This is a genomic window from Lichenihabitans sp. PAMC28606 (assembly GCF_020616535.1).
Lineage (GTDB): Bacteria > Pseudomonadota > Alphaproteobacteria > Rhizobiales > Beijerinckiaceae > Lichenihabitans > Lichenihabitans psoromatis.
On the sequence record NZ_CP085136.1, the window covers coordinates 2,808,909 to 2,831,907 of the forward strand.

Annotated in this window: 20 protein-coding genes and 1 tRNA gene; 9 read left to right on the top strand and 12 right to left on the bottom strand. The window is 63.2% G+C overall.

The window, feature by feature from the left end:
• Window positions 1-165: 165 nt before the first annotated feature.
• On the top strand, window positions 166-2,583 hold the full coding sequence (locus LGH83_RS13240; RefSeq protein ID WP_413771045.1) for an ATP-dependent helicase: 2,418 nt from the start codon (window positions 166-168) through the stop codon (window positions 2,581-2,583).
• 238 nt (window positions 2,584-2,821) lie between these two features.
• Here the strand turns inward: LGH83_RS13240 and LGH83_RS13245 are convergent, their stop codons facing one another.
• The 3 genes from LGH83_RS13245 to LGH83_RS13255 form a co-directional block, all read right to left on the bottom strand.
• Entirely contained in the window at window positions 2,822-3,766 is a 945-nt protein-coding gene (locus LGH83_RS13245) for a LysR family transcriptional regulator (protein ID WP_227399073.1), read from the bottom strand.
• A 374-nt stretch (window positions 3,767-4,140) separates the two neighbouring features.
• Window positions 4,141-4,380 (bottom strand): acyl carrier protein, encoded by a 240-nt coding sequence (locus tag LGH83_RS13250; RefSeq protein ID WP_227399074.1) that lies wholly within the window; start codon window positions 4,378-4,380, stop codon window positions 4,141-4,143.
• Entirely contained in the window at window positions 4,377-6,332 is a 1,956-nt protein-coding gene (locus tag LGH83_RS13255) for an HAD-IIIC family phosphatase (RefSeq protein WP_227399075.1), read from the bottom strand. Before LGH83_RS13255 ends, LGH83_RS13250 begins: the two co-directional genes overlap by 4 nt.
• Before the next feature lie 153 nt (window positions 6,333-6,485).
• Here LGH83_RS13255 and LGH83_RS13260 point away from each other — a divergent pair, with 153 nt between their 5' ends.
• Window positions 6,486-8,135, top strand: coding sequence for a tetratricopeptide repeat protein (locus LGH83_RS13260; RefSeq protein ID WP_227399076.1), 1,650 nt, complete (start codon window positions 6,486-6,488; stop codon window positions 8,133-8,135).
• 76 nt (window positions 8,136-8,211) lie between these two features.
• Window positions 8,212-8,766, top strand: coding sequence for a GNAT family N-acetyltransferase (locus LGH83_RS13265; RefSeq protein ID WP_227399077.1), 555 nt, complete (start codon window positions 8,212-8,214; stop codon window positions 8,764-8,766).
• A gap of 58 nt (window positions 8,767-8,824) precedes the next feature.
• Here the strand turns inward: LGH83_RS13265 and LGH83_RS20145 are convergent, their stop codons facing one another.
• The 4 genes from LGH83_RS20145 to LGH83_RS13285 form a co-directional block, all read right to left on the bottom strand.
• Window positions 8,825-8,926, bottom strand: coding sequence for a hypothetical protein (locus tag LGH83_RS20145; protein WP_227401842.1), 102 nt, complete (start codon window positions 8,924-8,926; stop codon window positions 8,825-8,827).
• 178 nt (window positions 8,927-9,104) lie between these two features.
• A complete protein-coding gene (locus LGH83_RS13275; protein ID WP_227399078.1) occupies window positions 9,105-9,491 on the bottom strand; it encodes a nuclear transport factor 2 family protein in 387 nt (128 codons plus the stop codon).
• Window positions 9,492-9,534: 43 nt separating this feature from the next.
• Window positions 9,535-10,848 (bottom strand): hypothetical protein, encoded by a 1,314-nt coding sequence (locus LGH83_RS13280; protein ID WP_227399079.1) that lies wholly within the window; start codon window positions 10,846-10,848, stop codon window positions 9,535-9,537.
• Window positions 10,849-10,851: 3 nt separating this feature from the next.
• Window positions 10,852-11,640 (bottom strand): HesA/MoeB/ThiF family protein, encoded by a 789-nt coding sequence (locus LGH83_RS13285; protein ID WP_227399080.1) that lies wholly within the window; start codon window positions 11,638-11,640, stop codon window positions 10,852-10,854.
• 151 nt (window positions 11,641-11,791) lie between these two features.
• On the opposite strand from LGH83_RS13285, the gene carA reads away from it, so the two are divergent.
• Entirely contained in the window at window positions 11,792-13,006 is a 1,215-nt protein-coding gene (carA, locus tag LGH83_RS13290; protein ID WP_413771155.1) for a glutamine-hydrolyzing carbamoyl-phosphate synthase small subunit, read from the top strand.
• 3 nt (window positions 13,007-13,009) lie between these two features.
• On the opposite strand, the gene pgeF is transcribed toward carA, so the two are convergent.
• The 3 genes from pgeF to LGH83_RS19980 form a co-directional block, all read right to left on the bottom strand.
• Window positions 13,010-13,786: a peptidoglycan editing factor PgeF gene (gene pgeF, locus LGH83_RS13295; protein WP_227399082.1), complete on the bottom strand. Its 777-nt coding sequence runs from the start codon at window positions 13,784-13,786 to the stop codon at window positions 13,010-13,012.
• A 96-nt stretch (window positions 13,787-13,882) separates the two neighbouring features.
• A complete protein-coding gene (locus LGH83_RS13300; RefSeq protein ID WP_227399083.1) occupies window positions 13,883-14,203 on the bottom strand; it encodes a Crp/Fnr family transcriptional regulator in 321 nt (106 codons plus the stop codon).
• Window positions 14,204-14,212: 9 nt separating this feature from the next.
• Complete coding sequence (locus LGH83_RS19980) at window positions 14,213-14,446, bottom strand: Crp/Fnr family transcriptional regulator (protein WP_264478955.1); 234 nt, start codon at window positions 14,444-14,446, stop codon at window positions 14,213-14,215.
• Window positions 14,447-14,914: 468 nt separating this feature from the next.
• Between LGH83_RS19980 and LGH83_RS13310 the strand changes: the two genes are divergently transcribed.
• From LGH83_RS13310 to katG, 5 genes are all read left to right on the top strand, one after another.
• Window positions 14,915-15,631, top strand: a complete 717-nt coding sequence (locus LGH83_RS13310) for a Crp/Fnr family transcriptional regulator (protein WP_227399085.1) — start codon at window positions 14,915-14,917, stop codon at window positions 15,629-15,631.
• A 238-nt stretch (window positions 15,632-15,869) separates the two neighbouring features.
• A complete protein-coding gene (locus LGH83_RS13315) occupies window positions 15,870-17,642 on the top strand; it encodes an acetolactate synthase 3 large subunit (protein ID WP_227399086.1) in 1,773 nt (590 codons plus the stop codon).
• 89 nt (window positions 17,643-17,731) lie between these two features.
• On the top strand, window positions 17,732-18,283 hold the full coding sequence (ilvN, locus tag LGH83_RS13320; protein ID WP_131113961.1) for an acetolactate synthase small subunit: 552 nt from the start codon (window positions 17,732-17,734) through the stop codon (window positions 18,281-18,283).
• Window positions 18,284-18,291: 8 nt separating this feature from the next.
• Window positions 18,292-18,885 (top strand): LysE family translocator, encoded by a 594-nt coding sequence (locus LGH83_RS13325; RefSeq protein ID WP_227399087.1) that lies wholly within the window; start codon window positions 18,292-18,294, stop codon window positions 18,883-18,885.
• Window positions 18,886-19,268: 383 nt separating this feature from the next.
• A complete protein-coding gene (gene katG, locus LGH83_RS13330; RefSeq protein WP_227401843.1) occupies window positions 19,269-21,515 on the top strand; it encodes a catalase/peroxidase HPI in 2,247 nt (748 codons plus the stop codon).
• A gap of 56 nt (window positions 21,516-21,571) precedes the next feature.
• Here the strand turns inward: katG and mbfA are convergent, their stop codons facing one another.
• A complete protein-coding gene (mbfA, locus tag LGH83_RS13335) occupies window positions 21,572-22,528 on the bottom strand; it encodes an iron exporter MbfA (protein WP_227399088.1) in 957 nt (318 codons plus the stop codon).
• 362 nt (window positions 22,529-22,890) lie between these two features.
• Window positions 22,891-22,964 (bottom strand) — tRNA-Gly (locus LGH83_RS13340).
• Window positions 22,965-22,999: the final 35 nt, after the last annotated feature.

Below are 22,999 nucleotides of genomic sequence, written 5' to 3' on the forward strand. Positions count from 1 at the left end.
TTCGGACGGCCGCACCGCTGTCGTTCTGTCACGACGACGCGCCGGTTTCATGGCCGCATGGTCCGCACGACCCGTCGCATCTGCCGCTAATCGCCAACTGGCCTGAGGCACGCTTCCGCGCGAGGCGCTCGGCCGGCGAAATGGACATTGGGGCACCCAACCCCCATGTTGCTGAAAGATTCGCCCTTCGTTCTTCTTTCACGCCGGAGCGTGCTTTTGGCCGACCAGATCCCCGCCGAGGCTGGGCCTCGCCCGCGACCGGGCGGCATTGCCGAGCGGGCTCGCGCGGCGGCGGCCCCTGCGGCAGCCTATCTCAAAAATCTCAATCTGGAGCAGCAGGCCGCCATCGAAGCGTTGGATGGGCCTGTGCTGGTCTTGGCGGGAGCCGGGACGGGCAAGACGCGTGTGCTGACGACGCGGATCGCCCATATCGTAGCGACCGGCCGGGCGCGGCCGCATGAGATTTTGGCCGTGACCTTCACCAACAAGGCCGCGCGCGAGATGAAGGAGCGGGTGGCCGCCCTCATCGGTCCGGCCGCCGAAGGCATGACGTGGCTCGGCACGTTCCATTCGATCTCGACCAAGATCATCCGCCGCCACGCCGAATTGGTCGGGCTTAAATCCAGCTTCACGATCCTCGATACCGACGATCAAATCCGGCTGATGAAGCAAGTGCTGCAGGCTGAGAATGTCGATGACAAGCGGTGGCCCGCCCGCGCCCTCTCGTTTCAGATCGATGCCTGGAAAAATCGCGGCCTCGAGCCCTCCAAGGTTCCGGCCGGCGAGGCAAGCGCCTTCGCCAACGGCAAGGGCGGACTTCTCTATGCGGCCTATCAGGCGCGGTTGAAGCAACTGAATGCAGCCGATTTTGGCGACCTGCTGCTCGAAGGCTTGCGGTTACTCCGGGACCATCCGGATGTGCTGGCGCAGTTCCAGGGTCGTTTCAAATATATGCTGGTGGACGAGTACCAGGACACCAATGTGGTGCAATATCTGTGGTTGCGTCTGCTCGCGCAGGCGACCCAGAATCTGTGCTGTGTCGGCGATGACGATCAATCGATCTATGGGTGGCGCGGTGCCGAGGTCGAAAACATTCTGCGGTTCGAGAAGGATTTTCCGGGCGCGACCGTGGTTCGGCTGGAGCGCAACTATCGTTCGACCGGCCATATTCTCGGAACGGCCGCCCATCTGATCGCACAAAACGAGGGGCGGCTCGGCAAGACCTTGTTCACCGACGACGAGTTGGGCGAGAAGCCCACCGTCACCGGCGTGTGGGATTCTGAAGAAGAAGCGCGGCAGGTCGGCGACGAGATCGAGCGATTGCAGCGCCGTGGGCAATCGCTTGACGAGATCGCGATCCTTGTCCGGGCCTCGTTTCAGATGCGAGAATTCGAGGAGCGGTTCATCACGCTCGGCCTTCCCTATAAGGTGATCGGCGGCCCGCGTTTCTACGAGCGGCTCGAAATTCGCGATGCCCTGGCTTACCTGCGCTGCGTGGCGCAGCCGGCTGACGATCTTGCGTTCGAGCGGATCGCCAACACGCCGAAGCGTGGGCTCGGCGATGCCACGCTCCAGGTGTTGCACGATTACGGTCGCCGGCAGGGCGTGCCGATGATGCAGGCCACCCGCGAACTCGTCGAGACCGAGGATCTCAAGCCCAAGCAGCGGCAGACACTGCGGGCCTTGCTTGGCGACTTCGAGCGCTGGGCGACCCTGATCCCGACGCTGCACCATAGTCGCCTGGCCGAGACCATTCTGGAGGAATCCGGCTACACCGACATGTGGACGAAAGACCGCACCGCGGAAGCGGCCGGACGGCTCGACAACCTCAAGGAACTCGTTCGCTCCATGGAGGATTTCGAGAGCCTTGCCTCGTTCCTCGAACATATTTCGCTGGTGATGGATACCGATACGGCCAACGAAGGCCCGCGCGTGTCGATCATGACGCTGCATGGAGCCAAGGGGCTCGAATTCGATACCGTGTTCCTGCCCGGCTGGGAGGAAGGGTTGTTTCCCTCCCAACGCTCGATGGACGAGAACGGGCGGGCCGGCCTTGAGGAGGAGCGCCGCCTCGCTTACGTCGGCGTCACACGGGCGAAACGGCGCGCCAAGATCTTCTTTGCCACCAATCGCCGTATTCATGGCCTGTGGCAGACCACCATTCCGTCGCGCTTCGTCGATGAATTGCCCGAGGCCCATGTCGAGGTGACCGAAGCCGCGCAAGCCACCCGCTATGGTGGCTATGGCGCCTCGCGCTTCGACACGATGAAGGGGTTTGCGTCGAGCTACGACACGCCGGGCTGGCAGCGCGCCCAGAAGGGCGCGGCGGAGCGGGCCGCCAGCGGCTTTGCCGAGCGAGGCTCCGGATTCGGCAAGATCGGACGCGGGGGACCCATGCTGATCGAAGGCGAGTTGGTGGCTAAATCCTCGGTCGCCTCGTCCTATACGGCCGGGGCGCGGGTGTTCCACCAGAAGTTCGGGCCCGGCACTGTGGCGCAGGTCGATGGCAATAAGCTGACGGTCGATTTCGACAAAGCGGGTCGCAAGATGGTGCTGGAAGGGTTCGTCAGCCCGGCGGGGTGAGGCTTATCGCTTCGAGCCATCAAGTCGTTGATCGCAGCGGATAACTCGTGACAAGAACGGTCCAAATCTAGACTCTGAATAGGAATCGTTTGACTCGTTAGTTCCAATCACGGGTAAGTCAATCCATATCGTTGCTAGGTAGTGTCTCAGTTTGAATTTACCGCTGGCTCCCGCTTCAAGATTTGCTCATTACCATTTCAATAAAGCGTAACGGAATTTCCAACAATCGCTGTGTTGCCTAACCCTCACCCCGCCACCCTGGCGCGGCGGCCGCGAGGATATCGAGAACGATCTGGGTTCGCTTTGGCGTCAGATCCTTGTCGAGACGCACGGCCGATAGCCTGGTTTCGGGGATCCGCCAATCGCGCAGAACCTCGATAGCGCGGCCCTGTCGCAGGTCCTCGCGGCCGAGCCAAGAGGGCACCCAAGCGAGGCCCATACCGGCCAACACCATTGTCCATGCGGTCGTGCCGCCGTCGACCACAAGGCGCGATGGCGGCACATGGCGGATCGTTGATAAAGCCGGCTTACGCTTTGGGTCGGCGAAGATCCACGGCTGCAACTGCCCTGTGCCGGCGTTGCGGAAGCCGATCTGCTCGTGACCGCTCAGGTCGGTCGGCGAGGTCGGAATACCGCGCAAGGCGAGATAAGCCGGCGAGGCGCAAAGCACCCAAGGGAAGGTGGTCAACGTGCGGGCCACGAGCCCGGATTGATCCTCGATGCGGCCGGATCGGAGCGCGATATCGATGTCTTCGGCGCCGAGGTCCAACGACGTGTGGTCGAAGCCGAGCTCGATGTCGATCCCGGGGTGCTCGGCTTGGAGGCGCGGCAAGATCGGCACGACGCACGCGCGGGCGAGGGCACCCGGCAGGCTGATCCGAACCCGTCCGTATGCGCCATGTTGACCCGACTCCCCGAGCGAGGCCTCCAGCCGCTCTGCCCCGCGCATGAGATCACGCGCCCCCTCCAGCAGACGCTCGCCTTCCGGCGTCATCGAGAGCGCGTGGGTGGTTCTATGCAGCAGCCGGATCCCGTGGCTCTGCTCGAATCGCGTCACGGCTTTGGACATCGCCGAGGTCGTGGTTCCGGCGCGACGCGCCGCTTCGGCGAACGAACCCGCTTCGACAATCTTCACGAAGGCGAGGAGATTGAGCAATCCGTCGAGCGATTTCGGTGTGGACAAGACGGCATTACTCAGCTGACACGGCCGAGGCCAGGGGATCGGCCGTGTCTAAGATGACATCACCACCGCATAGGCAACGTCCGGTGTCTTGGCAACGAAAAGCATGACCGAGAACTGGCCAAGCGACCCATCGTCGACGTTCCGCTTTCACGAGCCGAGTGGGTGAGACGCTGACGATGTCCCTAGCTCGCGCGGTGACCCCTTTTGGCATGCGCCGCTTCCTGGTGCGATAACCACAGGTCGAGCATCATGTGAGGCAAGGTCAGCGCCGCAAGGCCCTGGAGCGTCAACATCACAGTTCCGCGACCTTGTCGAGCATCGACCATGTTGACATGAACCGCGCGGCGAACGTCTCTCGTAGCGGACGTTGGTCTTCAAGCCGTCTTGGTCACGATGAGCTGCACAAGATCCCCCACGGTCTGCAGCGCATCGAGATCTTTCGTGGCGGCCTTGAAGCCGAACCGCTCCTCGACCGCCATGACGATGTCGATCTGCTTGAACGAGTCCCAGCCGTCGACATCCTTGGCGCTGAGGTCGGGCCGTAGCGACACCTCGCGCAAGAAAACGTCGTCGAAGATCTCGGCAAGAATCGAGTAGATCTCGGCTTGGGTCATCTGCGGCGCTCCTGCGTCAGATCGGTCGGCGTCGTGGCGCTCGGCGGCCCAACGGACTGTGCCGCAACGATCGTGATTGGCACGTCGGCGGCCGTGTTGGTCGCGAGATCGAGCATCGACAGGACGGTGCCGTCGGGCTCGGTCCGCATCGGCTTGAAACTAAGTTTAGCATAATGATCGGCCACCATGCCGTTCTTGGCGGTGGGACGATATTGCCCGATCAGGTGGGTCAGGCCGCAGCGTCGCGCGGCTTCGACCAGCACCGCGAGGGTCGCGACCTCGACCTCGCGCCCGAGCACCCGACAACTCATCAGCCACGTGTCGATCACGAGGGTCGCGCCTGTCTTTCGCCCGATCACGACCGCGACCATGCCGTTGTCGCCAAACCGGTCGGTCAGGCGCGCCTGCATCGTCAAGGCATTTGGATCATCGATCAAGGCGGCGACGGCAGCCTCGTCCAGGCGCTGGGTCATCAGGTTGAATTGATTGGTCTTGTTGATTAATTGCGTGATGCGCTGCAGACCCACCCGATCGAAGGGCGCGTGGATCAACCGCATATCGAGGCTCAGAAGATAGGCCGGCACATCGGTCGCCGAAGACCGGATCGCGATCCGGTCGAGGTTGGAGCGATATTGCGCCGTCCTGGCTCGGTCGTCCGCCGTGATCGCGAGGCTTTCGAAATAGCCCGCGTCCGAGAGACAGTTCGGCACCAGCGCCGGATCGTCGGGGACCTCCGGCACCGCAACCATCGGCAGGGCCGCCCGCACCAGATTGCGCTCGAACGGGTTGTCGTCGACGAACACCATGGCGTCGAGACCGATCGTCAGCCGCGTCGCGATCTCGCGGATGTTGTTGGCCTTATCGCCCCAGTTGGCCACGAAGCAGGCGATGTCGCTCCGCTTCAACACCATCTCGGGATGGCGGTCGAACGGTTCAAGCGCATTGGCCTCGTCGTTCTTTGAACAGACCGCCAGAATGACGCCGCGTCGAGCCAAGTCCTTCGCATAGGCCTGAACGGCCGCGAACGCCTCGCCAAGCGCGCTGCCTTGCCCAAGCACCAGGCGGTCGCTCCCATCGTCCCCCACCACGCCGCCCCAAATCGTATTGTCGAGATCGAGGACCAGACATTTGGCGGAGCGACCCTGGCGGGCGGCCAAAACCCGGGCCACGAGGTCGCCATAGACCGGCGCGGCCGGGGGCGCGACCTCCTGCTTGGCACGATGCCACAAGGCCGGGTCATGCCAACCCGATAGCCCGTCCCGCGCGGCCCGATCGTCGATCGCCACGAGATCGACGCCATGCTGGTCGGCTTTCACGCGAAGCGCCTCGTTCAAGCGCCTCAGCAGGGCGGCCCGGGAGCCAGGAAGGCGATGCTCGTTGGAACCCATCAAGACCGGATAGATCGGCAGGGGCGTCTGCATCATCACGGCGCAGCCGAACCGATCGCGCGCCAGACTCCAAAGATCCTCGATGCGGGCGATAATGTCGTGCAAAACCGCGTCGGCCTCGGTTGCAGTGAGCGAGGCATCGACCCCCGCCAGCAGGTGATGCGCGTCGAGGGCGAGCAGGATATGGGTCGGCGCGAAACCGTGTAAACGGGACGTTGGCTCGGTCAGCGCTTGCCGATATTGTCCATAATCGGCCTCTTCGGTCGTCACCCACAGGCCGCGCCGCAGGCCGCCGACGCGAATGCCAGCGGCAAGGTGGGCCGTCGTGGAAGAGCCAAGGATTGCGAGCCGCACCGGCTGCGAGCCGCCTGTTTCTTCTGGCGGCTCGGAAAAGGCCAGCTTCATTGCGGCATCGAGACCATTGGTGCGGAGAAAATCCAGGCGTGTCTGTGCGAGCGCGACAGCATCGCTCCAACAGGGTTGGTCGGTCTTGCGAAACGCCTGCAATTGGTCGCGCCACGCCTCGCTCGGCGGCAACCAGTGCAGGGTGGGCGTAAGGCTCATGCGGATCGGCTCCCGAGGCTGAGCGGCGCTTTACGTCCTGCGTCTCACGATGTCCAGAAAGCCGCCGCGACCGCGCGTTTGGGTTGACACGCCAGTGCGTTGCGCCTGTTGTTTTCGAAAGGGCAATCGCCCGCTGGTGGTTGAGGCTGGACTTTGGTCAAATCGATTTTGCGGAATGCCGGGGACGTGATCGCGGAACTCCGTCGCACACCGCGCAACATCCTGCCCCATCTCAAGACCTATACGGCCGACGTCCTTCTCGGCTTCTTCCGCGAGGATCGACGCAAGACTCAGAGGCTTATCCTCGCGATCAAACAGGCGAACGATCTCGAGCGGCAGTGGCGCCTCGATGAGGCGGCGGCGCGATGGAAAACGATCTGGACCGACAACCCGCAGGCCGCCATCTCGCATGCGGGTTACGCGGGCGCTTTGCGAAAGCTCAACCGCTGTGCGGAGTCCTCTGGCGTTTTGTCGACGGCGCGACAGGCTTTCGCGGATGACCCCAACATCTGGCTGGAATCCGCAGCAACCGCGCATCGGAGTGGCGACCATGAGGCGGCGCTGACTTTCGCCTCGCATCTCGTCGCCCATTTTCCTAAACGGCCTCATGGCTATGAGGCCATGGCGCGGGCCTATCGCGAGCAGCAGCGGTTCGATGAGGCCGATGCGATTCTGCTGCGGGGGCGCGTCTTGTTTCCGTCGGAAGCCTCGATCGCATCCGAATATGCGGCAACGGCCGATATGCGAGGCGATTGGGCCGAGGGACTGCGCCGCTGGCAGGACGTGAGGACATGTTTTCCGAAGGCGGCCTACGGCTATGCGGGGGTGGGGGCCAGCTTTCGGCGCTTGAAGCGGTTCGATGACGCTGATGCGGCGCTCGTGGCCGGCATGGCGCAATATCCGAATGACGAGAATCTTGCGATCAATCATGCCTGGGTGGCTGACGATCGAGGCGACTCGGTGGAAGCGATGCGGCGTTGGACTGCGTTACGGGCTTGCTTCCCAACCCATCCGACGATCCGGACTGGCTGGGTCGAAAGCCAGAACCGCGCCAATCTGGCTGAGGTCGATCGTCTGGTCGACCAGGCTCACGCTGCGGCGCAGTCCGCACCGCCCGAGTTGCCGACCGATCGGGAGAGCGGCCACGAACCGCAATTCCGGGACCTGTTCATGGGCTTCGAGAGTCTTGGCGAGAACTGCGAGTTTGGCTTCGTGCAGCGCCATTTCGGCGCCGAGCCGCTCGGGCTGCTGCGTTGGACCGGCATCACGTTCGACAAATTGCTGAGCGGGTTAGCGGTTGATTTCGACGGCGTCGGCACGCCCGACAGGACCGTGATGGAGCTCAACCCGAGCAACCACGAATATTACACCACCGATCGCGTCTATGGCCTTGCCATGCATACGTTCATGCCGCGAGACGAGGGCAACGAGGCGCGGATTTATCAGAAGCTCTGCCGTCGCCTGCAATATCTCCGCACCAAGCTGCTCGACGATCTTCGTGCTGCCGAGAAGATCATGGTGTTCCAGGCTGCCGCGGTGCTGACGGACGACGATCTGATCCGGCTGCATGACGCCTTGCTGCGGTATGGTCAGAACCGCCTTCTCTGTGTTCAAGCCACGCCGGGCGGCGATCGACCCGGCAGCGTGCGGCTGATCCGGCCGGGGCTGATGGCTGGATCGATCGATCGCGTCGGCTTCGATGGGAAAGCCTGGGCCGTGTCGTTCGAGATCTGGCTCCAGTTGTGCCAAGCGGCGGAAGCGGCGTCGCGTGCCACCCATTCCACATGCGTCACACGCTCGTGATTGAGGCAGCTCCCTTTGCAGAGCAGACCGGCATCGTCACCCGACGATCTTGGCCTGACAGGCGAAAGAACTTTTGATGTCCCCGGCGTCATTCGACCCACAGCCAACGCTTGCTGGCGATAGCGTCCTGCTTCGCCCGCTCCGGCGCGACGATCTTGTGGGTCTGCAGGAGGCCGCGCGCAATCCTGACACATGGGCAGGCCATCCGGTGAAGGATCGCTTCAAGCCTGAGGTGTTCGAGCCCTACTTCGATTTTCTGCTCGCAAGCCACTCGACTCTCGCGGTTATCGACAGGGCGTCGGGGCACATGATCGGGTGTTCGCGCTACTATGTGCCGCCCGACCATCCAGACGGGATCGCGATAGGCTTCACCTTTCTCGACATCAGATATTGGGGAGGCAACACCAACCTGATGCTCAAGCGCCTCATGCTCGGACATGCTTTTGCGACCTTTGATGCGGTGTGGTTTCACATCGATCCGATAAATATTCGCTCCCAGAAGGCGACCGCTAAATTCGGAGCGCGGCATATTTACGATGCCGACCTTGATCTGTCGGGAAAAGTCGCACGGTGGATGTGTTTCCGACTGGCCCGCTCGGAATGGGAGCTTCGGTTCGGGCAGGCCGGATGAACCTCGGTCGCAAGGGAGAGCCGCGTCCGTGAGACGGGCGCCACCCTCCTGTGTCTACCTACTCTTCCGTTCCGAGCAGCCGGCGCTTGCCGCCTTCGAGATGGTGGCGCAGCGCCTCGTTCGCGGCTGGGCCGTCTCCGGCTTGGAAAGCCTGCAGAATGGCGGCGTGTTCTGCCGCGACCTCGGACGCGCGAGGGCGACAGTTGACCTCTCAGCATGTTAGCCTAACGCCCTGCTGATCGCGGGGGGCGGCGTCGGTGTGATTGGCGAACCAGCACTGCACCCGGTTTAAAAAAAAAGGTGTCACGCGTGTCGTGTTTCAGCGGACCGACTATGGTTCACGCCGCAGATGGATGCAGGCGTCGCTCCCCGAGCTTGAACCACGCCTTTGCGATCATCCCGCGCTCGACCTCGTAGATGCAGAGCACATCCACCTCGCCCCGCCCCTCGGGGAAATTTCGCTGCACCGTCTCGTGATCGACGACCACGTTGCCGACGATCAGGCGGGTCAGCAGCGTGCCGTGCAGATCCGGCTCCCGGAATCGTTCGACATGCCGCTCGCGGATCGCCGCCGAACCGCTCGCCAGCAGGGTCGCCGGGAAGGCGTAATATTGGCAATCGTCGGCCCACCACACCATGAACGCGTCGATGTCGCGCGCGTTATAGGCGTCGAGCTGCCTCTGCACGGGATATGCGGGATCGTTCGCCTGTAAGCCGGTCATCATCCCTCTTTCATGAGACGTCTGCGACGCAACTCTTCGGTTGCGGTCATCCTAAAATCCGCAACAGCATCGGGGCCAGCGCCTCGGCCGCGACCGCGCAGGCGAGATTGTTTGGATGCGTCTGGTCGCTCGCATCATATTCGGGCCGATAGGCGGCGGGCGTCGATTCGGTCCGCCAGAGAGCGTCGATATCAAGCAGCAACATCCCGCTGTCGGCGGCGGCCCGCACCCTGGCGTTGGCGGCACAGCGAACCGCCTCTCCCGCAGAGTTGTCGTGGAACACGGGTGGGGCCGTGGTCAGGATCGGCACACATCCGACCCGGCGCGCCGCATCCGCCATCGCCATGGCGCGCCCGAACGCGATGTCGGCCTGGTCGGCCGTCCAGGCTTCGTTGCGGGTCCAGGCCTGGATGATGGCAATCTGCGGCCGCAGTGTCTCGATCGCCCAGAGGCCGTTGGTCGAGAAACCGAGCGAGTTGCGGCCCGGAAAGCCCTCGTTGACGTAGCTGACGGGTCGATCCAGTCGCGAGATGGCAGTGCAGGCCCTGATCCCGAAGCCGCTGACCTCGCCGCTCGTGCAGGACGAGTGGATGATGCTGTCGCCGATGCCGATCACGGTCGCGCCCGCGACCGGCGTGATGAATTGCACGCCATGGCAGGCGAAGAGCGTGTCGTCGCGCTCGAATCGTCCGGACGTCGCAGGAATCGTTTGATCGCCATCGGCCGAAAACCCGCGATGCAGCAGGCCGACCGCAGGATCGGGAAGGCCGACACTCGCGGCAAAGCGGATCGAACCATGCGAGAAGGTGCGGACGAGCAACAGCCAGCCGCTGCCCCCATCGCGGCGGGAAAGGGCGCGCAGCGGCACCCAATCCGACAACGCATGCACCGGGCGGCCGACATCGAGCCGGTTTCCCGGCAGCGTCAGGGTCGTGTCGCCGCCCTCGATCAGATCGAGCGGCTGGCTGTCGCGTCCCTTCGCCTGAAACGTCACCGGCCGCCACAGGCTCGGGTCGGGGTCACCCGCCGCGTTCAGCGGATCCACCCCGTTGCCGAGCGCCGACGTCGCAGCCACGGCCGCGCCATCGATCGTCCAGGGCTCCGGGTCGTCGTTGACATACATCAACCGGACGAACACCGGCTCGGCCTCGAGATGGACGAGGGTCGCTAGCGTCTGCGCGGGCTTTGGGCCGGCGGCATAGCGGCTGTTTTGCAGGCGGTAGGACAGGCGCTGCGACAAGGCGAGGGCCGGTGGAGGCGGCGGCCCACGTTCGGGAGGCGCGAGGGGGGCGGCCCGCCGGACCGGTCGGAGCGCCGCAACCCCTTTCGCGAGGCGACGGGTCCAGTGGGGGCGCGGCACGCGTCAGGTCCCGGCTGTCGCGGCTGTGCCGCTCAGCGGATTGTCGGCGTCCCAGGCATAGCGCAGGGTCTCGAAGCGCATCGAGCGGGTGTCCATCAGCAGAAGCCGGCCGACCAGCCCCTCGCCGAAACCGACGATTTCGCGGATCACTTCGAGCGCCATGGTGCTCCCGACGATTCCCGTCAGTGCGCCCAGCACCCCCGCCTCGGCGCAGGTCGGCACGCTGCCTTCGGGTGGCGGCTCGGGAAACAGGCAGCGATAGGTCGGGTTCGGGGTGCCGGCGGCATTGCTCTCGAACGGCCGCAGCGTCGTGACTGCGCCATCGAACGTGCCCATCGAGCCGGTGACGAGCGCCCGCCGCGCGTGGTAGCAGGCGTCGGAGACGGCGTAGCGCGTGGCAAAATTATCCGAACCGTCGACGATGATGTCGTAAGTCGCGATCAACCCTTCGGCATTGTCGGCCATGATCCGCATCGGATGCAGCACGATCGCGACATGCGGGTTGATGGCCGCCAGCGCCGCGCCGGCCCGCTCGGCCTTGGGTCGACCGATATCGGCGGTCGCGAACAAAACCTGGCGCTGCAGGTTCGACAGCGCAACGTGATCATCATCGGCGATGCCGAGCGTGCCGACTCCGGCGGCCGCGAGATATTGCAACACAGGGCCGCCGAGGCCGCCGGCCCCGATCACCAGAACGCGAGCCGCCTTCAGCTTGTTCTGGCCAGGGCCACCGATCTCGCGCAGCACGATATGCCGAGCGTAACGCTCGACCTCTTCGGACGACAAGCTCATGCGGTTGCACTCATGCGCGCAATGTCGGGGCTCGGTTTGATAAGTCAACGTCGACTTACGGCTTGACAGGCGTCGAGCAGCCCAACACATCGCATGCAACGCGCGTGAGCGGGCGCTTGCGCCCCCCGCCCTCCCAAACTTCGAGGCCATGATGACGAGCCAGGACGAGACGACAACTGGCGGCTGGACCGAGCCGAAGGCCACCGCGCTGCTGATCCTTGCGGATGGCACGATCTTCGAAGGGGTCGGTTTCGGCGCCGTCGGCACCTCGGTCGGCGAGGTCTGCTTCAACACGGCGATGACCGGCTACGAGGAAATCCTGACCGACCCGTCCTATTCCGGGCAGATCATCACCTTCACGTTCCCGCATATCGGCAATGTCGGGACCAACGAGGACGATATCGAAACCGTCAACATGGCGGCCGCCACGGGCATCCGCGGCGTGATCCTCCATGCGCCGATCACCGATCCGGCGAGCTATCGCGCAACCGGGCATCTCGGGCGTTGGCTCGAGCGACGCGGGATCGTCGGACTGGGCGGCATCGACACGCGCGCCTTGACGGCGTTGATCCGCGACAAGGGCATGCCGAATGCCGTCATCGCGCATGATCCCGACGGCAGTTTCGATCGCGAGGCCTTGAAGGCGCAGGCTGCCGCCTGGCATGGCATCGTCGGGACCGATCTCGTGCCGGAGGTGAGCACACGCCAGCGCTACGAATGGACCGAGACGGTCTGGACTCTCGGCGACGGCTATGGCCAGCAGACCGCGCCGCAGCATCGGGTCGTGGCGATCGACTATGGCGTGAAGCGCAACATCCTGCGGCTGTTGGCCGATGCCGGTTGCGCCGTGACGGTGGTGCCGGCGACGACCGGGCTCGACGAGATCATGGCTCTCAAACCGGATGGCGTGTTCTTGTCAAATGGTCCGGGAGATCCGGACGAGACGGGCAAATATGCGGTGCCGGTCATTCAAGGTCTGATCGAGAACAGCGTGCCGACCTTCGGCATCTGCCTCGGACATCAGATGCTGGCCCTAGCGGTCGGAGCCAAGACCATGAAGATGCACCAGGGCCACCATGGCGCGAACCACCCCGTTCAGGATACCGGCACCGGCAAGGTCGAGATCGTGTCGATGAACCATGGTTTCGCGGTCGATCCCGCGACCCTGCCGGCGAGTGCGCGGCAGACGCATGTCTCGTTGTTCGACGGCTCGAATTGCGGCATCGCGCTCAATGGCAAGCCGGTCTTCTCGGTGCAGCATCACCCCGAGGCGTCACCCGGCCCGCGTGACAGCCACTACCTGTTCCGTCAGTTCGTCGACCTGATGACGGCCGATAAGGCCGCCAAGACACAGCCGACGACCTGATCGTCAGCGGGCGAGCGCAATGGCCGCGACCAGGCGGCCATAATCGGGCTCGCCCCGATGCGTGGCCCGGCGGTAGCTGTAGAAGCGGCGTTCGTCCGGATAGGTGTCGAGGCCAAGCCCTACGAACCGGCCGATGCCGGCGCCCGTCAGTCGCGCCCCGATGAAGGCGGGGAGATCGAACAACGCATGGTCCTGGCGGGGGGAGGGCGCGAAGAAGCGTGCATTGGTCTGCTCGATTGAAACGAAGCGATCGACGAATTCCGGCCCCACCTCGTAGGACGCTTGGCCGATAGTCGGGCCCAGCACGGCCGTGATGGCATCGCGCCGCGCACCGGCCTGCACCATCGTCTCGACAGTGGCCTCGAGCGCGCCGGTCAGCGCGCCTTTCCAGCCCGAATGGACGGCTCCGACGACGGCTGCTTCGGCATCGGCCATGAGCACGATGCCGCAATCCGCACCCGTCACGCCGATCGCCAGACCGACCGTTCTGGTCACGAGGCCATCGACGCGCGGCCGATCGTTGGACCTGAAGGGGGCGTCGATCAGCAGCACGTCGGCCGAATGGACCTGGAACGGCACGACGAGGTCGTCCGGCGCGACCCCGAGATATTGCGCCATGCGGGCTCGGTTTTCACCGACGGCCTCGGGAGCATCGCGCGACCCGACGCCGCCATTCAGCCCTGCATAGACGCCGGTCGAAACGCCGCCTTCGCGGGTGAAGAAAGCGTGCCGGATGCCGGGAAGCGATAGAGCGTCGGCCTGGATCGGAGATAACGTCATGGCGGCTCGCACGGGAGAATGGTTCGACCCGACGTTTAACGCCGAAAGGGCGGCGATGCCCAGCCCAGACGATCGCGCGGCGTGCCCGCCGATCGGTCAAACCTTGAGGTAACTGCCCTCGAAGGCGCCGATGGTCTTCAAACGCTCGATGTCGATGATCGTCATGCGACGACCCTTGAGGATCACGGAGCCATCGATCCGCAATTCTTGTAAGGTTCGGTTGACATGCACCGTCGACAGTCCGGTCATGTCGCCCAGCTCCTCCTGCGTGAGCGGGAAATCGTAGCTGTTCTCCCCGGCAAGGCCGACCGCCTGCAAGCGAAACAGGAGATCGCAGAAGAGATGCGCGATCCGCTGCCGCGCGTCGTGGCGCGCCACATTGGCCAGCCATTCGCGCAACACGGCTTCGTCGGCCATGCACGACCACTAGAGCGCGCGGGTGAGGCGGGGGTGAGTCTCGGTCCAGCCGAGCGCGGCGCTGCGAGGAATTTCGACGATCGTGCAATCGGTGAGCGTCTTGACGCTGTAGTCGAGCGTCTTTTGCAACAAGCCACGCAGGTCGCAACTGTCGCCCGGCACCAAGATTGCGGCGATCTGGCGACGCCCGTCGGACAGCAGCTTGTAGCGGCAGGCGTAGCCCGTGAGAAGAAAATGCAGCACCGTTGAGGCTTCGCCCTGATGGACGAAATTTTCGTGAGCCTCAACTCTCCGAACCCGTCCCACCTGTTCAATCAGCTGGGGTTCCCGGCCCAAAATAACGTCCGAAAGCCTGAGCTTGGTGTAAACACGTTCGAACATGGTTTTTGTTAGACGCATCACCCGCTTCTTTGAAGCCCGACCCGAGAAGCGTCAGATAGCGTCCCAACTTTACTAAAAGGCTAGCGGGTCTGACGCATTCGCGGCTTGCTAACAATTGTTAGGGCAGTCGCCTGGGCTTCATGACATGCACGAAGGACCACTTGCTGTGATTGAGGGCGCAAGCGGCTGAGAGAGGTTCGCTCTCGCCTTAGAGCGCCTGCGCGTGACGATCGTGCGAGGCATGCCGCTCGACCAAAGAAGCCTTAGGCGCGATCGTTCCATGAAGTCGTAGGACTGACTGGGATCGAGCCCTCCGGTTGCGGAAGAGTTTTGTCGGGTCTTCATCAAAAGGACATTCGCAATCGTCTCCTGGCCGCACTCCCGGCTGACGAATTTGGCTTGCTGTCATCCAGCCTCGAACGTGTGACCTGGACACTCGGTGATCGGATCATTGAGCCAAACGAGCCTTGCGACTTTGCGTTCTTTCCCGAACAAGGCCTGATGTCGCAGATTGCGATCACGACCGAGGGGCGTCGGCTCGAGGTCGGCATCTATGGGCGCGACGGCATGGGTCCCTCCAACGTCGTTCTTGGCGTCGATCGATCCCCGTGCATGCATATCGTCCAAGGCAAAGGCTATGCCTATCGGCTTCCGGTTTCGATCATGATGGACGTCATGGAGAAGAGCATCGTGCTCCGGCCGCTGCTGCTGCGGTTCGTTCAGGTCTACATGACGCAGACGAATTACACGGCGGTCTCCAATGGGAGCAACATCATCGGCCAGCGGCTCGCGCGCTGGATTCTGATGACACATGACCGGCTCGAGATGGACGATCTCTCTCTGACCCACGAATTTCTGGGCGTCATGCTGGGGGTCCGCCGCTCCGGCGTCACCGAGGCCATCCATGTGCTCGAGGGATCGCATGTCATCAAGGCAACGCGGGGCAATATCCGTGTGATCAATCGCCCAATGCTCGAGCAGATCGCAGGCGACAGCTATGGCGTTCCGGAGGCGGAATATGAACGTTTGATCGGAACGATGCGATAAGGAGCGTCTGATCCGCTTGACGCTTGTCCAAGCCGCTGATACCAACAGGTCCTGATTTCGGCTGGCATGGAGCCATTGTGTCCAACCTCATTCTCGTAGTATCGACAGCGCCTGGAGCGGGACGAGGTTAAACCTCGCTTCCCACGTTCGGCGCTGACCCCGAAGGCCCCTTGAGGGCCTTTTTTATTGCCTGCAATTCCTCCACGCCAAAGCCAAAACGGTTCGAACGGAGCACGCTATGTCGAGACAGATGACGGGAGCCCAAATGGTCGTGGAGGCTCTGAAGGATCAGGGTGTCACGACGCTGTTCGGTTATCCCGGCGGGGCTGTCCTGCCGATCTACGACGCGATCTTCCAGCAGACCAGCGTCCGTCATATTCTGGTTCGCCACGAGCAGGGCGCCGCCCATGCGGCGGAAGGCTATGCGCGCTCCTCCGGTAAAGTCGGAGTTCTGTTGGTCACGTCCGGCCCCGGCGCCACCAACGCGGTCACCGGATTGACCGATGCGCTGCTGGACTCGATCCCGCTCGTTTGTATCACCGGACAGGTTCCGACCCACCTGATCGGCTCCGATGCGTTCCAGGAATGTGACACGACCGGCATCACGCGCCACTGCACGAAGCACAACTATCTGGTGAAGAGCATCGAGGATCTGCCGCGGATCCTGCATGAGGCTTTTTATGTCGCCTCGCATGGCCGGCCCGGCCCCGTGCTGATCGACATCCCGAAGGACGTGCAATTCGCGCTCGGAACCTACACGGGGCCGAGCAACGTGCAGCACAAGACGTATCGGCCGAAGATCAAAGGCGATCTCGACAAGATCCGTGAGGCCGTCGACCTGATGGCCCGCGCCAAGAAGCCCGTGTTCTATACAGGCGGGGGCGTCATCAACGCGGGGCCGCAAGCCTCGACGCTGCTGCGCGAATTGGTCAGCCTCACCAATTTCCCGGTCACCTCCACGCTGATGGGGCTCGGCGCCTATCCGGCCTCCGGCGCCAACTGGCTCGGCATGCTCGGCATGCACGGCACCTACGAGGCCAATCACGCCATGCATGATTGCGACCTGATGATCGCGGTCGGCTCGCGGTTCGACGATCGGATCACCGGACGGCTCGACGCATTTTCGCCCGGCTCGACGAAGATCCACATCGATATCGATCCGTCGTCGATCAACAAGGTCGTCAAGGTCGATCTCGGTATCGTCGGCGATTGCGCCTTCGTGCTCGAGGATATGGTTCGCCTGTGGCGTGGGTCGACCCAGCGTCCCGATGCTGCCGCCCTTTCGGCCTGGTGGGATGAGATCGATGGCTGGCGCGACCGCAACTCGCTTGGGTTCCGCGCCTCGAAAACGACGATCAAGCCGCAACACGCGATCAGGCGATTGTACGAACTCACCCGACATCGCGACACATACATCACGACCGAGGTCGGTCAGCATCAGATGTGGGCCGCCCAGCACTATCAATTCGAGGAACCCAACCGCTGGATGACGAGTGGCGGCCTGGGCACGATGGGCTACGGCCTGCCGGCCGCGATCGGCGTGCAGATGGCGCATCCCGAGGCGCTGGTGATCGATATCGCGGGCGAAGCGTCGATCCTGATGAACATGCAGGAGATGTCGACCGCCTTGCAGTATCGGCTGCCCGTGAAAGTGTTCATCCTCAACAACAGCTATATGGGCATGGTGCGCCAGTGGCAGGAATTGCTGCACGGCGGGCGTTACTCCGAAAGCTACTCGGAAGCGCTGCCCGATTTCGTGAAGCTCGCGGAAGCTTATGGCGGTCACGGCATTCGGTGTTCCGACCCGAATGATCTCGACGCTGCGATCCAGGAGATGATCGATAGCCCGAAAGCCGTGATCTTCGATTGCGTGGTGGACCGGATGGAGAATTGCTTTCCCATGATCCCGTCCGGCAAGGCCCATAACGAGATGATCATGGCGGACCTCGCAGACGATGCCGGCATCGAACTCGGCAGCGTCATCGACGAAAAAGGCAAGATGCTGGTGTGAGTCGGCTGTCTCGTCGCTGAGGCGACGCGCGCAGATATGTGAAGACTGGCGAGGGGCGTTGACCCTCCCAGCAACAAGGAAATGGATCGATGAACGCCCCCGTGTCGCCGCCCTCGCCTTACTCCTCCGCCCTGGTCCGCTCCAACACCGAGACGCATACGCTTTCGGTTCTGGTCGACAATGAACCCGGTGTCCTGGCACGGGTCGTCGGGCTGTTCGCCGGGCGCGGCTATAATATCGAGAGCCTCACGGTCGCCGAGGTGGCGCATGCCGAACACCTCAGCCGCATCACCATCGTGACCTCCGGCACGCCGGAGGCCATCGAGCAGATCCGTCATCAGTTGGAGCGGCTCGTTCCGGTGCAAAAAGTTACCGATATGACGATCGAGCACACGTCGATCCAGCGCGAACTCGCCATGATCAAGGTGCGGGGCAAGGGCGAGAACCGGATGGAGGCGATGCGCCTCGCCGATGCCTTCCGGGCCCGCGTCATCGATGCGACCATCGAGAGCTTCGTCTTCGAACTGACCGGCGCCCCCGCAAAAATCGACCAATTCGTCGAGTTGATGCGGCCGATCGGTCTCGTCGAAGTGTCACGCACCGGCGTCGCCGCGATTTCGCGTGGGCCGCTGGCCATCTAGGCGCCCCCATGTTGGCGCTGCTGCCGGCTCTCGCCCTGTTCGGCATCGTGATGTCGATCACGCCCGGCCCCAACAATGTCATGCTGATGGCGTCTGGCGTGAATTTCGGCTTTCGGCGAACTTTGCCGCATATGAGCGGCGTGACGATCGGCTTCGGCGTCATGGCGGCGCTGGTCGGCCTCGGACTGGCTGGACTGTTCACGGCCATGCCGGTCCTGTTCGTCATCCTGAAATGGGTCGGCGCCGTCTATCTTCTGGTTTTGGCGATCCGCATCGCGCGCTCGGCCACTATCGGCGAGGCTGCGGCGGGACGCGGGCCGATGACCTTTTTCCACGCCGCCGCCTTTCAGTGGGTCAACCCGAAGGCATGGATCATCGTGATCAGCGCCTGCGCCACCTACGCGGTTCCGGGTCACTATACCGCCAGCATCATGTTGGTGGCCCTGGTGCTTGGCACCGTCACGTTTCCCTGTGTGTCGGTCTGGGTGCTGTTCGGCGCCGGGCTGCGCCGCGCCCTGAGTGACCCCTACAAGCTCCGCTTGTTCAACTGGAGCATGGCGGGATTGTTGCTGCTGTCGCTGATCCCCGTCGTGCTGGAGTGAGCGCGCCCGCGGCGAGGTTTCGGCCGAAGTGGTCACGCTCTCTGGTCCCCGCGACCGACGCTCGTCGTCCCATGCTGCCCATTGTCGCGGGGGCAAGGCGAGGATCGTCACATCGATGCGGCGCGACCGCCGCTGTGTGGTTTTCAGATGGGCGGCGGCCTGCGTGCCGACGACCGAGGATCTCGGTTGCGCTGTTTTGAGGCTGCCGGCTCGACCATCCAAGCGTCCTCCGATCTGGCTTTTGCGGGCCAGATAAGCGAAGAGACACCAGAGTGACAAACGACCCGCATTCGGTTTTTTCAAACGCGTGGTCTGACGTTCGGCAGAAGGATCTTATCGTGCTCGACATCAAGGACGACAAAACCGACACCAAGACTTTCGAGATGCCCGGTAAATGTCCCTTTGGCGGCGACCGTATCGGCGGCGCCGAGGGCTCGCCTCCGACGCTGTCGGATTGGTATCCGCAGCGGCTGAAGGTCGAACTGCTGCATCACAACGGCCCAGGTGCCAATCCGTTGGGCGAGTTCGACTATGTCGGCGCTTTCGAGGCGCTCGACTACGACGCGCTCAAGGCCGACATCAAGACATTCCTGACGTCCTCGGTTGCCTGGTGGCCGTCCGATTACGGCAATTACGGCCCGCAGATGATCCGCATGGCGTGGCATGCGGCGGGCACCTACCGCATCGCCGACGGACGCGGCGGTGCCGGGGAGGCGCTGCAGCGCTTCGCGCCCATCGACAGTTGGTGGGACAATGGCAATACCGACAAGTCCCGCCGCCTGATTTGGCCGATCAAGCAGAAATACGGCAATGCGCTGTCCTGGGGCGACCTGATGGTCCTCACCGGCAATTGCGCCCTGGAGATCATGGGATTTCCGACCTATGGCTTCGCCGGCGGCCGCCGCGACGCATGGGAGGCTGATGTCAGCACCTATTGGGGTCCGGAAGTCTGGGATCCGAAGAACGTCACGTCCTATGACAGCATGGTGACCCGCGACAAGCGTTGGCGCGGTCAGAACGGCGACGCAGACTATGATCTCGAGAACCCGTTGGCCGCGACCCATCAGGCGTTGATCTACGTCAATCCAGAGGGTCCCTATGCGAACGGCGACCCTATGGGCTCGGCGCGCGACATTCGCATCGCCTTCACCCGCATGGCGATGAATGATGAGGAGACGGTGGCCCTGATCGCCGGTGGACATGCCTTCGGCAAGAGCCATGGCATGGTCCCCGCCGCCAAGATCGGGCCGCCGCCCGAAATCGCGCCGATCGAAGCCATGGGACTCGGCTGGCATAATCCGGAAGGGACCGGCGCTGGTCAATTCACGATGACCAATGGCATCGAAGGCAGTTGGACGCCCGACCCGACGACATGGGACAACACCTACCTCGAGCATCTGTTCAAGTTCGAATGGCGGCAGGTCAAAAGCCCCGCTGGCGCCTCGCAGTGGACCCCCATCGACCCGTCCGCGCCGACGACGCCCGATGCCCATATTCCGGGCAAGACGCATGGGCTGATGATGATGACCAGCGACATCGCGTTGAAGACAGACCCGGCCTACCGCGCGGTGTGTGAGAAGTTCCTGAACGACTTCGAGGCGTTCACGCAGGCTTTCTCCAAGGCGTGGTACAAGCTGACCCATCGCGACATGGGACCGCGCGAACGCTATCTCGGGCCGGAAAAGACGCTCGAAAACGGTTTGCTGTGGCAAGACCCGATCCCGCCCCGCGACTATGATCTGGTCGGCGAAGCGGATCTGACGGCTCTCAAGCAGGCGATCATGGCGACGGGCGTTTCGGTATCCGACCTCGTCTTCACCGCCTTTTCCGCGGCCGCGACCTACCGCAACAGCGATAAGCGCGGCGGCGCCAATGGTGGGCGCCTCGCACTCGCGCCGCAGAAGGACTGGGCCGTCAACCGCCGCACCGTTCCGGTCGTTGCGGCTTTGCAGACGGTCAAAGACAGCTTCAACGCCAAGCAGACCGGGACCGTCAAGGTGTCGCTCGCCGATCTCATCGTGCTCGGCGGTTGCGCGGCTGTCGAAAAGGCAGCGGCCGATGCCGGCGTCCCGATCGCGGTTCCGTTCACGCCGGGTCGCCGCGACACGACCCAAGACCTGACCGACATCGAGATGTTCACGTGGTTGAAGCCGGTCGCCGACGGTTTCCGCAACTACGTGGACGAGCGGTTCTCGGAGATGGCCCAGGGTGTCGCGCCCGAGCAGATGTTCCTCGACAAGGCGCAACTGCTCGCCCTCACCGCACCCGAGTGGGTTGCGCTGGTTGGTGGACTGCGGGCGATGGGTGCTAACCACGACGGTTCTGCGACCGGCATTTTCACGGATCGCGTCGGCGTCCTGACCAACGACTTCTTCACCGTGCTGACCAGCATGGATTACGACTGGAAGAAGCAGGACGAGGCCGGCATGGTCTTCTTGCTCGACGACCGCACGACCGGCCAGCCGAAGTTCAAGGCCACGCGAAGTGACCTTATTTTCGGCGCCAATAGCCAGCTTCGCGCTGTCGTCGAGGTCTATGCCAGCAGCGATGGACACGTTCGCTTCGTCAATGACTTCGTCAAGGCCTGGAACAAGGTCATGATGCTCGATCGGTTCGACGTTCGGACATGAGACCAACACCTTGAGACGGGGCGGAGTGGCCAAACGGGCCGCTCCGCCTTTTTGTTTTAGCTGCTGCCGATCAGGATGCCGGTCGCCAAGACCAAGCCTCCGCCCAGCATGACCTTGGCGGCCGCCGAGATGGGTGGCGTATCCATGTAGCGCCACTGGATCCAGGCGATGATCAGCAGTTCGATCATGACGACGACCGCCGCCACTGCGGTCGCGGTGTAGAAGTCCTTGATCAGGTAGGGCAGCGTGTGGCCGATGCCGCCCGCGATCGTCATCAGGCCGCAGACGAGGCCGCGAAGATAGGGTGTGCCGCGACCCGAGATCTTGCCGTCGTCGGCAAGCGCCTCGGCAAACCCCATGGAAATACCGGCGCCGAGCGAGGCGGCCATGCCGACCTGAAACGCGTTCCAGGAATTGTGGGTCGCGAAAGCCGCGGCGAAGACCGGCGCCAGGGTCGAGACGGACCCATCCATGAGCCCGACGAGGCCGGGCTGGATGATCTGCAATACGAAGCGTTTGCTGGCGTCGTCCTCCTCCTTTCCTTTGGCGCCGTCCGGAAGATGTTTGGCCTCGATGCTGGCGGCCGTCAGATCATGGCGCTGTTCGGCCTCGGCGAGATCTCCGAGCAGTTTTCGCACGGCCGTGTCGGTCGTGCGGCTGGCCGCCAGAAGATAAAACCGCCCGGATTCCTGTTCCATCCGGCGGACTTCCGCCCGCACCGCGCCGATGCCATGCGCCCGAACCTGCCAATGCGGCCGGCGTTGCACCCAGCCGCGGATATCCTGTCGGCGGATCAGCGGAATATGATCGCCGAATCGCCGCGCGAACATGTCGATCAGCGATCGACGGTGATGGTTTTCCTCGGCCGCCATGTCGGCGAAAACCTTCGCGCTATCGGGATACTGCTCACGGAGACTTTCTGCGAAGTCGAGATAGACACGGCCATCCTCCTCCTCGCTGCTGATCGCTAGCGCGAGCAGTTCCCGTTCATCGAGGTCGGACATGGATTTCATAAGGCAGCTCGCAATAGATTAGAATTGATCCAATCTATCTACATATGCCCGCGGAGCGCGTGAGATCAAGGCTTGTTTGGAAAGATTCTAGATTGAGCAAACCGCTCGGCGTTCATTAGGCCCTGACTGACATTTCACGGCTGTGGGATCTGCCGCGTGTTTGGTCGGACCGCCGGCCCGAAGCCCGACATGCCAGCGCGGGAGATCACGCCATCACGCGGTGTCGGCTGATGTCCGCGGCGATCTATCTGCTGGATGCTTACCGTGTGGGGTCGCCTGCCGCCTCACGGATGAAGCCGGTTCCCAAACGGTTGATGAAGTCGACCGCACGTAAAGGGGCAGACCATCCCGAGGCAAAGCGTTGGAGCGGGTGAAGGGAATCGAACCCTCGTATGCAGCTTGGGAAGCTGCCGTTCTACCATTGAACTACACCCGCACAGTCATCGACATACCGCGTTTCGACGCGCGAGG

Coding starts and splice junctions, on each gene's coding strand:
- LGH83_RS13285 (WP_227399080.1), bottom strand. CDS start 11,640: ATGAGCTTGTCGTCCGAAGAGGTCGAGCGTTACGCTCGGCATATCGTG.
- carA (WP_413771155.1), top strand. CDS start 11,792: ATGACGAGCCAGGACGAGACGACAACTGGCGGCTGGACCGAGCCGAAG.
- mbfA (WP_227399088.1), bottom strand. CDS start 22,528: ATGAAATCCATGTCCGACCTCGATGAACGGGAACTGCTCGCGCTAGCG.
- LGH83_RS13255 (WP_227399075.1), bottom strand. CDS start 6,332: ATGAGCCTTACGCCCACCCTGCACTGGTTGCCGCCGAGCGAGGCGTGG.
- ilvN (WP_131113961.1), top strand. CDS start 17,732: ATGAACGCCCCCGTGTCGCCGCCCTCGCCTTACTCCTCCGCCCTGGTC.
- pgeF (WP_227399082.1), bottom strand. CDS start 13,786: ATGACGTTATCTCCGATCCAGGCCGACGCTCTATCGCTTCCCGGCATC.
- katG (WP_227401843.1), top strand. CDS start 19,269: ATGCCCGGTAAATGTCCCTTTGGCGGCGACCGTATCGGCGGCGCCGAG.
- LGH83_RS13275 (WP_227399078.1), bottom strand. CDS start 9,491: ATGATGACCGGCTTACAGGCGAACGATCCCGCATATCCCGTGCAGAGG.
- LGH83_RS13265 (WP_227399077.1), top strand. CDS start 8,212: ATGTCCCCGGCGTCATTCGACCCACAGCCAACGCTTGCTGGCGATAGC.
- LGH83_RS13315 (WP_227399086.1), top strand. CDS start 15,870: ATGTCGAGACAGATGACGGGAGCCCAAATGGTCGTGGAGGCTCTGAAG.
- LGH83_RS13325 (WP_227399087.1), top strand. CDS start 18,292: ATGTTGGCGCTGCTGCCGGCTCTCGCCCTGTTCGGCATCGTGATGTCG.
- LGH83_RS13300 (WP_227399083.1), bottom strand. CDS start 14,203: ATGGCCGACGAAGCCGTGTTGCGCGAATGGCTGGCCAATGTGGCGCGC.
- LGH83_RS13250 (WP_227399074.1), bottom strand. CDS start 4,380: ATGACCCAAGCCGAGATCTACTCGATTCTTGCCGAGATCTTCGACGAC.
- LGH83_RS13240 (WP_413771045.1), top strand. CDS start 166: ATGTTGCTGAAAGATTCGCCCTTCGTTCTTCTTTCACGCCGGAGCGTG.